The sequence below is a fragment of the Amycolatopsis sp. NPDC114478 genome (assembly GCF_055633805.1).
The window spans coordinates 246570-261723 of record NZ_JBVKDO010000006.1; the positions used below are offsets into that span (position 1 = coordinate 246570).

General features: G+C 71.7%; 13 protein-coding genes. 2 read left to right on the forward strand and 11 right to left on the reverse strand.

Annotation, left to right across the window (positions count from 1 at the left end; all coding sequences use genetic code 11):
• Window position 1: 1 nt before the first annotated feature.
• Both smc and ACZ7OH_RS19740 read right to left on the reverse strand, forming a co-directional pair.
• Window positions 2-3604, reverse strand: a complete 3603-nt coding sequence (smc, locus tag ACZ7OH_RS19735; RefSeq protein ID WP_470282078.1) for a chromosome segregation protein SMC — start codon at window positions 3602-3604, stop codon at window positions 2-4.
• Window positions 3605-3773: 169 nt separating this feature from the next.
• On the reverse strand, window positions 3774-4061 hold the full coding sequence (locus ACZ7OH_RS19740) for an acylphosphatase (RefSeq protein ID WP_400903605.1): 288 nt from the start codon (window positions 4059-4061) through the stop codon (window positions 3774-3776).
• A gap of 221 nt (window positions 4062-4282) precedes the next feature.
• Here ACZ7OH_RS19740 and ACZ7OH_RS19745 point away from each other — a divergent pair, with 221 nt between their 5' ends.
• Window positions 4283-4876 (forward strand): hypothetical protein, encoded by a 594-nt coding sequence (locus ACZ7OH_RS19745; RefSeq protein ID WP_470282079.1) that lies wholly within the window; start codon window positions 4283-4285, stop codon window positions 4874-4876.
• 46 nt (window positions 4877-4922) lie between these two features.
• Here ACZ7OH_RS19745 and ACZ7OH_RS19750 read toward each other — a convergent pair whose 3' ends face one another.
• Entirely contained in the window at window positions 4923-5564 is a 642-nt protein-coding gene (locus ACZ7OH_RS19750; protein ID WP_470282080.1) for a TetR/AcrR family transcriptional regulator, read from the reverse strand.
• 65 nt (window positions 5565-5629) lie between these two features.
• Here ACZ7OH_RS19750 and ACZ7OH_RS19755 point away from each other — a divergent pair, with 65 nt between their 5' ends.
• Window positions 5630-6769, forward strand: a complete 1140-nt coding sequence (locus tag ACZ7OH_RS19755; RefSeq protein ID WP_470282081.1) for an acyl-CoA dehydrogenase family protein — start codon at window positions 5630-5632, stop codon at window positions 6767-6769.
• On the opposite strand, the gene ACZ7OH_RS19760 is transcribed toward ACZ7OH_RS19755, so the two are convergent.
• From ACZ7OH_RS19760 to kdpF, 8 genes are read right to left on the reverse strand one after another with little or no spacing between them, the layout of a single operon-like run.
• Window positions 6766-6963: a hypothetical protein gene (locus ACZ7OH_RS19760; RefSeq protein ID WP_470282082.1), complete on the reverse strand. Its 198-nt coding sequence runs from the start codon at window positions 6961-6963 to the stop codon at window positions 6766-6768. The genes ACZ7OH_RS19755 and ACZ7OH_RS19760 overlap by 4 nt on opposite strands.
• A 31-nt stretch (window positions 6964-6994) precedes the next feature.
• Window positions 6995-7222: a hypothetical protein gene (locus ACZ7OH_RS19765; protein WP_400903596.1), complete on the reverse strand. Its 228-nt coding sequence runs from the start codon at window positions 7220-7222 to the stop codon at window positions 6995-6997.
• A gap of 22 nt (window positions 7223-7244) precedes the next feature.
• Window positions 7245-7943 (reverse strand): response regulator, encoded by a 699-nt coding sequence (locus ACZ7OH_RS19770; protein ID WP_400903594.1) that lies wholly within the window; start codon window positions 7941-7943, stop codon window positions 7245-7247.
• The gene (locus ACZ7OH_RS19775) at window positions 7940-10477 is read right to left on the reverse strand and encodes a sensor histidine kinase (RefSeq protein WP_470282083.1); all 2538 of its coding nucleotides are present in this window, start codon (window positions 10475-10477) and stop codon (window positions 7940-7942) included. Before ACZ7OH_RS19775 ends, ACZ7OH_RS19770 begins: the two co-directional genes overlap by 4 nt.
• A 4-nt stretch (window positions 10478-10481) precedes the next feature.
• Window positions 10482-11093 (reverse strand): potassium-transporting ATPase subunit C, encoded by a 612-nt coding sequence (locus tag ACZ7OH_RS19780; protein ID WP_470282084.1) that lies wholly within the window; start codon window positions 11091-11093, stop codon window positions 10482-10484.
• A gap of 5 nt (window positions 11094-11098) precedes the next feature.
• Window positions 11099-13150, reverse strand: a complete 2052-nt coding sequence (gene kdpB / locus ACZ7OH_RS19785) for a potassium-transporting ATPase subunit KdpB (protein WP_470282085.1) — start codon at window positions 13148-13150, stop codon at window positions 11099-11101.
• Window positions 13147-14808, reverse strand: coding sequence for a potassium-transporting ATPase subunit KdpA (kdpA, locus tag ACZ7OH_RS19790; RefSeq protein ID WP_470282086.1), 1662 nt, complete (start codon window positions 14806-14808; stop codon window positions 13147-13149). The genes kdpB and kdpA overlap by 4 nt, the downstream gene beginning before the upstream one ends.
• Window positions 14808-14909: a K(+)-transporting ATPase subunit F gene (gene kdpF, locus ACZ7OH_RS19795; RefSeq protein ID WP_155545259.1), complete on the reverse strand. Its 102-nt coding sequence runs from the start codon at window positions 14907-14909 to the stop codon at window positions 14808-14810. Before kdpF ends, kdpA begins: the two co-directional genes overlap by 1 nt.
• Window positions 14910-15154: the final 245 nt, after the last annotated feature.

Below are 15154 nucleotides of genomic sequence, written 5' to 3' on the forward strand. Positions count from 1 at the left end.
GTCAGCTGACCGGGACCGGCTCCTCCTCGGCCGTGCGCAGGCGCTGCGAGATCACCTTCGTGATGCCGTCGCCCTGCATGCTCACGCCGTAGAGCGCGTCGGCGATCTCCATCGTCGGCTTCTGGTGGGTGATGATGATCAGCTGCGACGAGTCGCGCAGCTGCTCCAGCAGCCCGATCAGCCGGCGCATGTTGGTGTCGTCGAGCGCCGCCTCGACCTCGTCCATGACGTAGAAGGGTGACGGCCGGGCGCGGAAGATCGCGACCAGCATGCCCACCGCGACCAGCGACTTCTCGCCACCGGAGAGCAGCGAAAGCCGCTTGACCTTCTTGCCCGGCGGGCGCGCTTCGACGTCGACGCCGGTGGCCAGCAGGTCGTCCGGCTCGGTGAGGACCATCCGGCCCTCGCCGCCCGGGAAGAGCACGCCGAACACCGTCTCGAACTCGCGGGCCACGTCCGCGTACGCCCCGGCGAAGACCTCGAGGATCTTCTCGTCGACCTGCTTGATGACCGCTTCGAGGTCCTTGCGCGTGTCCTTGAGGTCTTCCAGCTGCGTGGAGAGGAACTTGTACCGCTCCTCCAGCGCCGCGAACTCCTCCAGGGCGAGCGGGTTCACCTTGCCCAGCAGGGAAAGGTCCTTCTCGGCGCGCTTGGCGCGGCGGGCCTGAGTGTCGCGGTCGTAGGGCATGGGCGGCGGCGGGGTGACGTCCTCGCCGCGCTCCTTGGCGGCCTCGTACTCGGCCATCTCGCCCGCGCTCGGCGGGACCGGGACGTCCGGGCCGTACTCCTGGACCAGGTCGGTGAGCCCGATGCCGAAGTCCTCGGCGATCTTCGCTTCCAGGGTCTCCAGGCGCAGCCGCTGCTCGGCGCGCAGGACCTCGTCGCGGTGGACGGCGTCGGTCAGCTTCTCCAGCTCGCCGGTGAGCTCGCGGACCTTGGCGCGGACTCCGGTCAGCGCCTGCTCGCGGCTCTGGCGGCGGGCCTGGACCTGGTCGCGTTCGGTAGCCGCGCGCTGGACGGAGTGCTCGATGCGTTCGAGGGCGATCTCGCCGCCGTTGACGACGGCGTTGGCGATCTCGGCGCCGCGCTTGCGGGCCGTGGCGGCGCGCTCGGCGCGTTCCCGGGCCTGCTGCTCGGCGTGCGCCGCGCGGCGGAGGCCTTCGGCCTTGCCGGCGATGCTGCGCGCCCGCTCCTCGGCAGTGCGCTGCGCGAGCCGCGCTTCCATCTCTTCCTGCCGGACGACGGCCAGCTCTTCGACGGCGGCGTCGCGCTCGGCGGTGTCCGGGTCGTCCTCGACGGGCTGCTCGGCGACGGCGGCGAGGCGTTCCTCCAGCTCGGCGAGCTGGGCGAGGGCCTGCTCACGGCTCTGCTCGACCTTCGCGCGCTGACCGGCGAAGCGTTCGACCTCGGCCTGCGCCTGGCGGGCCGCCTGCTGCAGCCGGCTGAGCCGTTCCGAGGACCGGGCCTTGCGGACCTTGGCCTCGCCGAGGGCGTCCTTGGCCTGCGAAACCTCTTCGCGACGCGCTTGCTGCTCGGCGCGGGCGCCTTCCAGCTCGGCCGCGTAGCGCTCCAGCGAGCGTTCGGCCGTGCGGAGCCGCTCCCCCGCCTCGTCGACGGCCGCCTGGACCTCGATGACGCTCTCGCGCTTGCCGGAGCCGCCGATCGCCCAGCGGGCGCCGAAGACGTCGCCTTCGGCGGTGACCGCCCGGACCTCGGGGTGCACCGCGACGAGGTGGCGGGCCGCGTCGAGGTCGCGGACCAGGGCCAGCTTGTCGAGGGCCTGCTCGACGGCGGGCCGCAGCTGCGCCGGCGCCGAGACGACCTCACGCGCCCAGCGCGCGCCTTCCGGCAGCGCCGGCCACGAGTACGTGTCCACAGTGGACTCGGGACCGCCGAGCAGGATGCCCGCCCGGCCGGAATCGGTGTCCTTCAAGTACTTCAGGGCACGCAGGGCGTCTTCGCCGCCGGTGACGGCGACCGCGTCGGCCACCGGGCCGAGCGCCGCGGCCAACGCGACCTCGTACCCGGGCTCGACGGTGAGCAGCGCGGCGACCGAGCCGAGCAGGCCCGGCAGCTCGTGGGACGCGCCGAGCAGCGCGCCTGCGCCGTCCTTGCGCCGCAGCCCCATCGACAGCGCCTCGACGCGCGCCTTCTCCGACGCGATCTCGCGCTCGGCGGTGCGTTCGGCCTTGACCAGCTCTTCGACGCGCGCCTTCGCCGCGTTGTTGGCCTCGACCGCGCGGTCGTGGCGGTCCATCAGGCCGGCGTCGTCGGACTCCTCGACGCCGCCCTCGGCCTTGGCCATTTCGAGCTCTTCGACGGCGATCTCGGCGCGCTCGGCGGCCTCTTCGAGGGAGACGCTGAGGCGGTCGATCTCGTCGGAGGTGGCGCCGTTCTTGCTGCGCAGCGCTTCGACCTGGCCGGTCAGCTTGGCCATGCCCTCGCGGCGGTCGGCGATGGCGCGGACGGCGGCCCAGTGCGCGCGCTCGGCGGCCTGGACGCGCTGTTCGAGGTCTTCGCGGCGCAGCACGGTCTGGGCGAGCAGCTCCCGGGCCTCCATGACGGCCTCGTTGAGCTCTTCTTCCTGCTCGGCGACGCGCTCGGCCTCTTCGAGGAGCTCTTCGGGGTCGCGGCCGCCGGTCGACGTCGAGACGTCGGCGGAAAGGTGCCGCTGCCGCTCGATCGCGAGGCGGACGGTGCCGCGCAGGCGCTCGGCCAGCGCGGACAGCTTGTACCAGGTCTCCTGCGCGGTCTGCAGCAGCGGAGCGTCCTCGGCGAGCGAGGCCTCCAGCTCGGCTTCCTCGGCGGAGACGATCTCGAGGTGCTGCTCGACCTCGGCGCGGCGCTGGCGGGCGGTGCGCTCGTCGGCTTCGTCGCGCTCGATGGTGGTCCGCTGGGTGACCAGGTCGTCGGCGAGCAGGCGCAGGCGGGAGTCGCGCAGCTCGGACTGCACCGACTGGGCCTTGCGGGCGATCTCGGCCTGCTTGCCCAGCGGCTTGAGCTGGCGGCGCAGCTCGGTGGTGAGGTCGCCGAGGCGGTCGAGGTTGCCCTGCATGTTGGCCAGCTTGCGCAGGGTCTGTTCCTTGCGCTTGCGGTGCTTGAGGACGCCGGCGGCCTCTTCGATGAAGGCGCGGCGCTCTTCGGGCTTGGACTCGAGGATCGCCGAGAGCTGGCCCTGCCCGACGATGACGTGCATCTCGCGGCCGATACCGGAGTCCGAAAGGAGTTCCTGGACGTCCATCAGGCGGCAGCGGTCGCCGTTGATCTCGTACTCGCTCGCGCCGTCGCGGAACATCCGGCGGGTGATCGACACCTCGGCGTACTCGATCGGGAGCGCGCCGTCGGCGTTGTCGATGGTGAGGGTGACCTCGGCGCGGCCGAGCGGGGCGCGGCCCGCGGTGCCGGCGAAGATGACGTCCTCCATCTTGCCGCCGCGCAGGTCCTTGGCGCCCTGGGTGCCCATGACCCAGCGCAGCGCGTCCAGCACGTTGGACTTGCCGGAGCCGTTCGGGCCGACCACGCAGGTGATGCCCGGCTCGAAGCGCAGCGTGGTGGCCGAGGCGAAGGACTTGAAGCCCTTGAGCGTCAAGCTTTTCAGGTGCACTGGGTGCTGACCCCTCTGGCTGCCGGTACTGGCGGTTCAATCGTCCCAGGCTACCCGGGGGTCCCCGCGAGCCGCCGGACGCGCCCCCTCATCGGCGTGCCCTAGCACATCTTCCGAGGTCTCAGCAACCTCACGAACCACACCGGCCCCGGAAGTACCAAGGCCCGCGTCAGCGTTCGAGGAAGCCGCTGAGTCCCCCTTTCGGGTCGGACCAGCGCTCGACGACCGTCTCCACACTTCCGGGTGATTCTCCGGACCGCAGAGCGGCGAGCAACCGCTCACAGTGGTCTCGATCACCCTCCGCTATGACCTCGACACGCCCGTCGGGCATGTTGCGGGCACTGCCCACCAACCCCAGCTCGAGTGCACGGCTACGGGTCCACCAGCGGAAACCGACACCCTGGACGCGACCGCGCACCCACGCCGTCAACCGGGTGTTCGTTTGTTCCTCACTCACGCTTTCATCCTTTCCGGACACTCCGACTGCGCACAGTGATCGCGCAGGCCCACTACCTGGGCGAATGCGGCACCGACGGTGATAACCTCGCCGCCGAGGTCGTCCTCCCGGGTTCCCCCGCCCGGGAACGCAGTGATCGATTCACGGCCTCCACCGCGCTCTCCCGAACCCCCGAGGAGCCTGCAATGCCCCGCCCCGACGGGTCCGCCTCGAGCTCGCCCGTGACCAGGATCGACACCGCCCCGCCGAAGAGCAGCAAACCGAACCGCACCGGGTACGTCGTGCTCGGGGTGGCCGGATTGGTGGTCGCGACCGCGTTCGCCGCGGTCGCCGAGCTCGCCGGCCCGGACCCCGCCACCACCGCGGGCAGCACCGGCGGCACCGGCGGCCAGGGCACCTCGCAGGCCGGCCTGCAGACGGTGCCGAGCACCCCGTCGTCGTCCAGCGGTCCGTCGACCGTCGGCGGCGTGCCCACGAGCGCGTCGGCGACCACGGCGTCGAGCGCGCCGACCACGGTGGTTTCGATCAGCCCGGACGGCAAGACCACGACCACGGTCGTCACCCACGCCGACCCGCCCCCGCCCCCGCCGCCGCCGCGCGACGACACGGGCAACCCGCCGCCGGTCAGCAATTCCTCGCCGAAGCCGCCGACGAAGACGCCGACGCCGACGCCGACCACGACACCGGCTCCTACGACGACGCCCGACCCGACGACGACGACGCCGCCGAGTGGTGGCGCGAGCACCGGCGGTGCGCCGTCGCCGAGCACGACGGGCTCCCCGACCGGCAGCGGGAGCACCGCGCACGCGCAGTGAGAACCAGCCCCGAAGGCCACCGTTCCGGCGGTGGCCTTCGGCATGTCTAGACCAGGATCGCGGCCACGACCGCGTCGCGCACGAACTGCCCGTAGCGCTCCGGCGGCCACCCGCGCTCCAGGCACAGCAGCTCGTACTGCTCCGGCCCGTGGTAGGCCCACAGGACGTCGCGCACGTCGTCGGCGGCCAGGTCCGGCTTGACCTGACCGGTCGCCAGCAGGTCGGCCGAGAAGTACGTCATCGCCGTGAGCATCTCCGCGCGCATCTGCGCCCACACCTCGGCGGCCGCCGGGTCGGCCGCGGCGGCGTCCCGGGCCAGCAGCTGGACCGGGAACACCACCGGCGCGGTCGTCGCGAGGTGCTCGAAGTACATCCCGATCTTCCGGGCGGCGGCCGGTTCGGCCTGGATCGCCGCGATGAAGTCGCGGCCGGCGATCGGGATGTCCTCGTCGTCGCCCGCGACGGTCACGTCGAAGACCGCCTTGAGCAGCGTCGCCTTGTTCGCGAAGGCCTTGTAGACCGTCTGGACCGCGACCCCCGCAGCCTTCGCCACTTCGGGCATCGCGGTGCCCGCGTACCCCTTCTCCCGGAAGAGCCCCGACGCCGCCGCCAGGATCCGGCGGCGGTTCTCGCGCGCCTGCTCCTGGCGTCGCGACGTGTCGTAACGGCGCTTGACAGGCTCAGCCATTTAGGTAGAGACTCCTCTATCAAATAGATGTCCATCTATCATGACACCCTGAGGGGGCGCTGACCATGATGGGACAAGCCACCACCGACGCCGTGACCGCCGCGCGGCAGCTCGCGCCCGAGCTGAGCGCGCGGGCCGTCGAAGCCGAACAGCTGCGGACGCTGCCGCGCGACCTCGTCGAGAAGGCGCGGGAAGCCGGGCTCTTCCGGCTGGCGACCCCGCGCGTCCTCGGCGGTCGGGAGCTGCCGCCCGCCGAGCTCGTCGAAGTCGTCGAGGAGCTCTCCCGCGCCGACGGGTCCGCGGGCTGGACGATCGCCATCGGCAACGGCTCGGCGTTCCTCGCCTGGCTCGACCCGGCCGTCGCGGCGGACCTCGTCGCGGGAGTGCCGGACCCGATCGGCGGCGGCGTCTTCGCGCCGATGGGCCGGCTCACCCCCGACGGCGCCGGGAAGTTCACGCTCGCCGGCCGGTGGGGGTTCTGCAGCGGCAGCCCGCACACCGACCTGTTCTTCAACGGCGGCTTCGCCGGCGGCGACCCGCGGGACTGGCGGCTGGCCGCGGTCCCGGCCGCCGAGGTGCGGGTGGTCGAGAACTGGGACGTCAGCGGCCTGCGCGGCACCGGCAGCCACGACGTCGAGATCGACGCCGTCGTGCGCGAGGAGCACACGATCTCGCCGTTCACGAACCCGGCGCGCCACGACGGGCCGCTGTGGCGGTTCCCGTTCTTCACGTTCATCGGCACGGTGCTGGCGGGCGTCCCGCTCGGCATCGCGCGGCGCGCGCTGGACGAGTTCACCGGGTTCGCCCCGGCCAAGTTCCGCCCGCCGGGCCCCGGCCCGATCGCCGAGGACGGCGACGTCCAGATCGCCCTGACCCGGGCCGAGGGCGAGCTGCGGTCGGCGCGCGCGTTCGTGTTCGACGCGCTCGGCGCGCTGTGGGAGACGGCGTGCGCGGGCGACGTACCGGATGCGGCTCAGCGAGGGCAGTTCCTGCTGTCGACGCAGCAGGCGATGCGAGCGGCGCTGGGCGCGGTGAACACGGTGACGGGCCTCGCGGGCGCGGGCGCGCTGCACGCGGACCAGCCGGTCCAGCGGTGTTTCCGCGACCTGCACGCGGCGTCCCAGCACATCTACTTCTCCGCGGCGGCGTCGAAGCGGTACGCCAAGCTGCGGTTCGGGATCGAGCAGCCGACCTTCTGGTTCTAGCGGCGCCGGGAGCGGTACAGCAACGCGTAGTACGCCGCCTGGATCAGGGACACCGCCGCGACTCCGGCGAGCACCCACCCTTTCCAGGCGGCGAGTCCGCCGTCCAGCGCGAGCAGGAGCCAGCCGGCCGCGATGAGCGCGAAAAGCAGCGTCAACAGCAACGCGAGCTTCGGCGGCAGCTTATCGCCGCCCAAAAACCACCGCTTGCTTCCCCCGGCCACCCCGTCAGCGCCGCCGTCGGAGGCGGTGGGCGAACAGCGCCCACAGGTAGACGGTCAGCAGGGCACCCGCGCCCGCCGCCGCCACGCGCAGCCACGTCACCCCGCTCACGCCGCCGTCGAACGCGGTGAACACCCAGCCGAGGGCGCCGAACGTCGCTCCCACGGCCAGGGTCAGCACGATCACCGGCGGGATGCGCTCACCGCCCTGCAGCCACGTCTTCGACCCGTCCATGCCCGGTGGAGTACCCCGCCCGCTAGACCTCGAAGCGGTAGCCCATCCCGGGTTCGGTGAGCAGGTGCCGGGGCCGCGACGGCTCCGGCTCCAGCTTGCGCCGCAGCTGGGCCAGGTACACCCGCAGGTAGTGGGACTCCGTCTCGTACGACGGCCCCCACACCTCGTGCAGCAGCTGCTTCTGCGCCACCAGCCGGCCGCGGTTGCGGACCAGCAGCTCCAGCACGCCCCACTCCGTCTTCGTCAGGTGGACCTCCTCGCCGTCGCGGAGGCGGACCTTCTTCGCCGCGAGGTCCACGCTGAACGACGAGGTGTCCACGACCGCCTCGACGCCGTCCGCGCCGGCCACCGCCGACCGGCGGACCGCCGCCCGCAACCGGGCCAGCAGCTCGTCCATGCCGAACGGCTTCGTGACGTAGTCGTCCGCGCCCGCGTCGAGGGCCTGGACCTTGTCCGCCGAGTCGCCGCGCGCCGACAGCACGATGATCGGGACGGTCGTCCAGCCGCGCAGGCCCGCGATCACCTCCGTGCCGTCCAGGTCCGGCAGGCCGAGGTCCAGCACCACCACGTCCGGCTTGGTCTCGGCCACCGCCTTCAACGCGGCCGTGCCGTCGTGCGCGGTGATCACCTTGTAGCCGCGCGCGTTCAGGTTGATCCGCAGCGCCCGCACGATCTGCGGCTCGTCGTCCACCACCAGCACGGTGGCCCCCGCGTCGCTCATCGCACCCCCTCTTCTTCGAACTCGACGCTGAACGCGGGCAGCGAGACCACGATCGTCAGCCCGCCGCCCGGCGTGTCCTCGGCGCGGATCGTGCCACCCATCGCCTCGGTGAACCCCTTCGCCACCGACAGCCCGAGCCCGACCCCCGGCGTCGTGTCGCGGTCGCCGCCCAGGCGCTGGAACGGCGCGAACGCCGAGTCCGCGGCCCCCTTGCGCAGCCCTTTGCCGTGGTCGACGATCCGCAGCTCGACGTGGCCGGAGTGCGCCGACGCCCGCGCGGACACCGGACCCCCGCCGTGCCGCAGGGCGTTGTCCAAGACGTTCGCCACCACCCGCTCCAGCAGCCCCGGGTCGGCGAGCACCGCCGGGAGCTGGTCGTCCACGGCCACCCGCACCGCGTCCGATGCGTCCACAGTGGACAAAGCGTGCGCGACGACCTCGTCGTAGCCCACGGGACGCAGGTGCGGCTTCACGGCACCGGTGGCCAGCCGCGAGGAGTCCAGGAGGTTGTCGATCAGGCCGGCCAGCCGGTCGGCCGACAGCTCGATGGCCTCCATCAGCTCCGCGGTGTCCTCTTCGGACAGGTCGAGGTCGGGCGCGCGCAGGCTGCCGATCGACGCCTTGATCGACGTCAGCGGCGTCCGGAGGTCGTGGCCGACGGCCGAGAGCAGCGTCGTGCGCAGCTCGGTCGCTTCGGCCTTGCGCTCGGCGCGGGCCGCGGCGGCCGCCGTCCGCTGCTGGCGCAGGGCGAGCAGCGCCTGCCCGGCCACGGCTTCCAGGACGCGCCGGTCGGCCGCGGGCAGCGCCCGGCCGCGCAGGGTCAGGTGGACGTCGGCGGTGACGGCGATGTCGACGTCGGCCTCGTCCGGGTCGGCGCACGGCTGCTCCCCCGCGCACGCCACCGCCCGCCACTCGCCTTCCTGCTTTTCCAGCAACGTGACCGAAGTCAGCGCGAAGTTCTCCCGCACCTTCTCCAGCAGCCGCTCGATCGGGTCCGTGTGGGTCAGCACCGTCCGGGCGTAGGAGGCGAGCAGCGCCGCTTCGGTCCGCGCCCGCGCCGCCTGCGTGGCCCGGCGCGCCGCCTGGTCGACGACCAGCGCGACGAGCACCGCGACCACGACCATCGCGATCAGCGTCACCAGGTTCTGCGGGGTGTGCACGTTGAGCGTGTACAGCGGCGGCGTGAAGAAGAAGTTGAGCAGCCCGGCCCCGAGCACGGCCGCGACCAGCGCCGGGCCGAGGCCGCCGACCAGCGCGACGACGACCGTGGCCAGCACGTAGGAGATGACGTCGGTGGCGAAGTCGAGGCCGGCCGGGATGTAGAAGCCGATGAGGGTGACCAGCACCGGCAGCACGACGCTGAGCACCCAGCCCGCGACCAGCCGCGAGAACCCCAGCGGGCTGGCGCCGAGCCGGGCCCGCAGCCGGCCGCCGGCCTGGGCGTGGGTGACCATGTGGACGTCGATCGGGCCCGACCGCTGGACGACCGAGGCGCCGATGCCCTCGTCGAACAGCCGCGCCACTCGGGAGCGCCGCGAGGTGCCGATGACGAGCTGGGTCGCGTTGACGCCTCGGGCGAAGTCCAGCAGCGCGGCCGGGACGTCGTCGCCGACGACGGTGTGGAAGGTCGCCCCCACCTCTTCGGCCAGGGTGCGGCAGCGGGCCATCGCGGTCGGGCCGATCCCGGACAGGCCGTCGCCGCGCAGGATGTGCAGCACCTGCAGCTCGGCCCCGGCCCGGGTGGCGATCCGGCTGGCGCGGCGGATGAGCGTCTCGCTCTCCGGGCCGCCGGTGATGGAGACGACCACGCGTTCGCGGGCCTCCCACGTGTCGGTGATCCGCTGTTCGGCGCGGTAGCGCTGCAGGGCGACGTCGACCTGGTCGGCCACCCAGAGCAGGGCCAGCTCGCGCAACGCGGTGAGGTTGCCGGGGCGGAAGTAGTTGCCGAGGGCGGCGTCGATCCGCTCGGCCGGGTAGACGTTGCCGTGCGCGAGCCGCCGCCGCAGCGCCTCCGGCGTGATGTCGACCAGCTCGAGCTGTTCGGCGCGGCGGACGACCTCGTCCGGGACGGTCTCCTGCTGCGTGACGCCGGTGATCCGCTCGACGACGTCGTTGAGGCTCTGCAGGTGCTGCACGTTGACCGTCGAGAGCACGTCGATCCCGGCTTCCAGGAGCTCCTCGACGTCCTGCCAGCGCTTGGCGTTGCGCGAACCCGGCACGTTCGTGTGCGCGAGCTCGTCGATGACGGCGACCTCGGGCGCCCGGGCCAGGATCGCGTCGACGTCCATCTCGTCGAACTCGCGGCCGCGATGGTCCGCGTGCCGCCGCGGGACGATCTCGAGGCCGTCCAGCAGCACCGCCGTCTTCTCGCGGCCGTGCGTCTCCACCAGCCCGACGACGACGTCGGTGCCGCGGTCGAGCCGCCGGCGCGCTTCGCCGAGCATGGCGAAGGTCTTGCCGACGCCCGGAGCCGCGCCGAGGTAGATCCTCAGTTCTCCCCGGCGCGGCTTCGATGGCGTGTTCGCGGTGGTCACGCTGTCAGTGTGCCCCTCCGGCCGCGGCTTGCACGGCCAAGTTGAGCGGGAGCACATTCACGCCCGGAACGCCGATCCCGGCCCCGCTCGTGTTCTGCTCGATCAGCTGCTTCACCCGATCCACCGGCAACCCGGTCACCCGGGCCACGCGGGCGATCTGAAGGTCGGCGTAGGCCACGCTGATCGACGGGTCGAGTCCGGACCCAGACGCCGTCACCGCGTCCGGCGGTACCTGACCGGGTGACACGCCTTCGCGCTGGGCGATGGCGGTCCGCCGCTCTTCGATGGTCTTCACGAGGTCCTCGTTGTACGGGCCCTTGTTGGACGCACCGGACGTCGAGGGGTCGCCGGGGCCGAGCGCGTCCTTCGCGAGCGCCGAGGGCCGGGTGTGGAACCACGGGTCGCGCGCCGGGTCGGCGGGCACCGGGTCGACACCGATCAGCGACGACCCGACGGCCTGGCCGTTCTGCGTGACGACCGACCCTTCGGCGTTCGACTCCAAGCTGGGGATGCGGGCGATCGCCCACACGGCCAGGGGGTAGAGGATCCCGAGCAGGACGGTCAGCACGATGAGGACGCGCAGCCCGGCCCAGGTCTGCTTGACGAGCGTGTTCACGACAGTCACCCGATTCCAGGGATGAGGCGCACGAGCAGGTCGATCAGCCAGATCCCGAGGAAGGGGCTGACGATCCCGCCGAGGCCGTAGACGAGCAGGTTGCGGCGCAGCAGGGCCGAGGCCGACGACGGCCGGTACCGCACGCCGCGCAGGGCCAGCGGGATGAGCACGACGATGATCAGCGCGTTGAAGACGACGGCCGACAGGATCGCCGACTTCGGCGTGGCCAGGTGCATGATGTTCAGCCCGCCCAGCTGGGCGTAGATACCGGTGAACATCGCGGGCAGGATCGCGAAGTACTTCGCCAGGTCGTTGGCGACGCTGAACGTGGTCAGCGCGCCGCGCGTGATCAGCAGCTGCTTGCCGATCTCGACGATCTCGATCAGCTTCGTCGGGTCGCTGTCGAGGTCGACCATGTTCCCGGCTTCCTTGGCGGCCGAGGTGCCGGTGTTCATCGCGACGCCGACGTCGGCCTGCGCGAGCGCGGGGGCGTCGTTGGTGCCGTCGCCGGTCATCGCGACCAGCCGGCCGCCTTCCTGCTCCTTCTTGATGAGTGCCATCTTGTCTTCGGGCTTGGCCTCGGCGAGGAAGTCGTCGACGCCGGCGTCGGCGGCGATGGCCTTCGCGGTGAGCGGGTTGTCGCCGGTGATCATCACCGTCTTGATGCCCATCTCGCGCAGCTCCGCGAAACGCTCTTTCATGCCCGGCTTGACGACGTCGGACAGCCGGATCACGCCGCGCACCACGGTGTCCTCGGCGACCACCAGCGGAGTGCCGCCCTGGGCGCTGATCTCGTCGACCACCCGCTCGGTTTCGTCGGGGAACTCGCCGCCGTTGTCCCGCACCCACTCGCGGACGGCGCTCGCCGCCCCCTTGCGGATCCGGCGGGTCCCGATGTCGAGGCCGCTCATCCGCGTCTGCGCGGTGAAGGGGACGAACTCGCCGTGCTCGTCCTGCGCCGCGTGGTCCGCCGTCAGCTCGACGACGCTGCGGCCCTCGGGGGTCTCGTCGGCGAGGCTGGCGAGCCGGGCGGCGCGGGCCAGTTCGTCCGGGGTGGACGTTCCGACCGGGATCAGCTCGGTCGCCCGGCGGTTGCCGAAGGTGATCGTGCCGGTCTTGTCGAGCAGCAGCGTCGAGACGTCGCCGGCGGCCTCCACCGCGCGGCCGCTGGTCGCGAGGACGTTGCGCTGCACCAGGCGGTCCATGCCCGCGATGCCGATGGCGCTCAGCAGCGCGCCGATCGTCGTCGGGATCAGGCAGACGAGCAGCGCGGTCAGCACGATCACCGACTGCTCGCTGCCCGAGTAGCGGGCCATCGGCTGCAGCGCGACGACGGCGAGCAGGAAGATGATCGTCAACGTCGAGAGCAGGATGGTCAGCGCGATCTCGTTCGGCGTCTTCTGCCGCGAAGCGCCTTCCACCAACGCGATCATGCGATCCACAAAGGACTCACCGGGTTTGGTCGTGATCTTCACGACGATCCGGTCGCTCAGCACGGTCGTGCCGCCGGTGACGGCCGACCGGTCGCCGCCGGACTCGCGGATGACCGGCGCGGACTCGCCGGTGATGGCCGACTCGTCGACGGTCGCGATGCCCTCGACGACGTCGCCGTCGCCCGGGATCACCTGGCCCGCTTCGACGACGACCAGGTCGCCGATCTTCAGCTCGACCCCGGGCACCTGCTCTTCGGAGCCGGTTTCGGTGAGCCGCCGGGCGACGGTCTCCTTCTTCGACCGCCGCAGGGATTCCGCCTGCGCCTTGCCCCGCCCTTCGGCGACGGCTTCGGCGAGGTTCGCGAACAGGACCGTGAACCACAGCCAGACGGCGATCAGGATCGTGAACACGCTCGGGTCGGTGACCGCGAAGACCGTGGTGAGCGCGGAACCCACCCACACCACGAACATCACCGGGTTGCCGAGCTGATGCTTCGGGTTGAGCTTCCGGAACGCGTCGGGCAGCGACGTCCAGAGCTGGCGGGGGCTGAACACCCCGGCGCCGACCCGGCCAGTGGTCTCAGTGGCGGGAGTCACCTGCGGTCGTTCTTGGGTGACGGTCATGCGAGTGCCTCCGCGATGGGCCCGAGCGCGAGCGCCGGGATGAACGTGAGGGCCGCGACGAGCACCACCGTGCCGGTGAGCATGGTGGCGAACAGCGGTCCGGTGGTGGGCAGGGTGCCGGCGGTTTCCGGCACCTTGCGTTGCGCGGCCAGCGAACCGGCCAGGCAGAGCACGGCGAGGATCGGCACGAACCGGCCGATCGCCATGGCGACGCCGAACGACGACTGGAACCAGTCGTTCGTCGCGGTCAGGCCGCCGAACGCGCTGCCGTTGTTGTTGCCGGTGGACGCGTAGCCGTAGAGGATCTCGGACAGGCCGTGCGCGCCGCCGTTGCCGAGCGCGCCCGCCGTGTCCGGCAGCAGGAGCGCGATCCCGGCGCCGAGCAGCACCACGGTCGGCATGGCGAGCATGGCGATCGCCGCCGCGGTGACCTCGCGCTTGCCGAGCTTCTTGCCCAGGTACTCCGGCGTCCGCCCGACCATCAGGCCGGCCAGGAACATCGCGATGATCGCCATGACGAGGATGCCGTAGAGGCCGGTGCCGACGCCGCCGGGCGAGATCTCGCCGTAGAGCATGTTCAGCAGCGGTCCCCCGCCGCCGAGGCCGGACAGGCTGTCGTGGGCGCCGTTGATCGCGCCGGTCGACGTGCCGGTGGTGGTGTCGGCGAAGATCGACGTCAGGCCGATGCCGAACCGCTGCTCCTTGCCCTCCATGCTCGCGCCCGCGGCCAGCGCCGCCGGGTTGTTCGCGTTGGCTTCGGAGAACCAGATGATGGCCAGCGAAGCCGCCCACAGCAGGCCCATCACGCCGAGCAGGACGTACCCCTGCTTCGGCTTGCCGACCAGCTTGCCGAACGCGCGGGTCAGGCTGACCGGGATCACCAGGATCAGGAACAGCTCGATCAGGTTGGTCCAGGCGTTGGGGTTTTCGAACGGGTGCGCGGAGTTGGCGTTGAGGATGCCGCCGCCGTTCGTGCCCAGCTCCTTGATGGCCTCCTGGCTCGCCGCCGGGGCGAGGGCGATCGTGCTGTGGCTGCCGTCCGGGTTCGTCACGGCGACGCCGGCCTTGAGGCTCTGCACGACGCCGAGCGCGACCAGCACGAGCGCGAACACGAACGCCATCGGCAGCAGGACGCGGACCGTGCCGCGCGTGAGGTCCACCCAGAAGTTGCCGAGCCGGTCGGTCTTCGCGCGGATGAACCCGCGCGTCACCGCGATCGCCACGGCCAGGCCGACGCCGGCGGACAGGAAGTTCTGCACGGTCAGCCCGGCCATCTGCACGAAGTGGCCCATCGTCGTCTCGGGGACGTAGGACTGCCAGTTCGTGTTGGTGACGAAGGAGACCGCCGTGTTGAAGGCGACGGCCGGGCTCACCGCGCCGCGGCCGAGGTTCCACGGCAGCAACGGCTGCAGGCGCTGCAGCAGGTAGAGCAGAACGACCGAGACGAACGAGAAGCCGAGCACGCCCGCGGCGTAGGTCGGCCACCGCTGTTCGGAGTCCGGGTCGACGCGGAAGAGCTTGTACAGGCCCTTCTCGAGCTTCGTGTGCTTCTCGGTGGAGAAGACGCGCGCCAGGTAGTCGCCGAGCGGCTTGTAGACCGCGGCGAGGGCGGCGAGGAGGAGGCCGAGCTGGATGAGCCCGGCCGTCGTGTCGGACATCAGAATTTCTCCGGCTTGATAAGCGCGACGAAGAGGTAGACGAGCAGGCCCAGCGCCAGCAGTCCGCCGACGACGTTGGCCACGGTTCCGGCGCCGCTCACAGCTTCTCCAGTCCGCGCAGCGCCAGCGCGAGCACCACGAACACGCCGATCAGCAGGACGGCGTAGAGCAAGTCGGCCACAGGCACCTCTCAAGACGGGTCACCGGGTTCGGTGACCGGACGCGTTCACTCTGCGGCTCCGGGACCCCGCCCCGACCTGCGGCTGACGGCGCCTTGATGCGTTCCTGACACGCATTTACGCCGCCTTTATGGCTGGTGGCGGCCATCACGCAAACGTTTGCCGAT

Coding starts and splice junctions, on each gene's coding strand:
- ACZ7OH_RS19750 (WP_470282080.1), bottom strand. CDS start 5,564: ATGGCTGAGCCTGTCAAGCGCCGTTACGACACGTCGCGACGCCAGGAG.
- ACZ7OH_RS19755 (WP_470282081.1), top strand. CDS start 5,630: ATGATGGGACAAGCCACCACCGACGCCGTGACCGCCGCGCGGCAGCTC.
- ACZ7OH_RS19765 (WP_400903596.1), bottom strand. CDS start 7,222: ATGGACGGGTCGAAGACGTGGCTGCAGGGCGGTGAGCGCATCCCGCCG.
- ACZ7OH_RS19770 (WP_400903594.1), bottom strand. CDS start 7,943: ATGAGCGACGCGGGGGCCACCGTGCTGGTGGTGGACGACGAGCCGCAG.
- kdpB (WP_470282085.1), bottom strand. CDS start 13,150: ATGACCGTCACCCAAGAACGACCGCAGGTGACTCCCGCCACTGAGACC.
- kdpA (WP_470282086.1), bottom strand. CDS start 14,808: ATGTCCGACACGACGGCCGGGCTCATCCAGCTCGGCCTCCTCCTCGCC.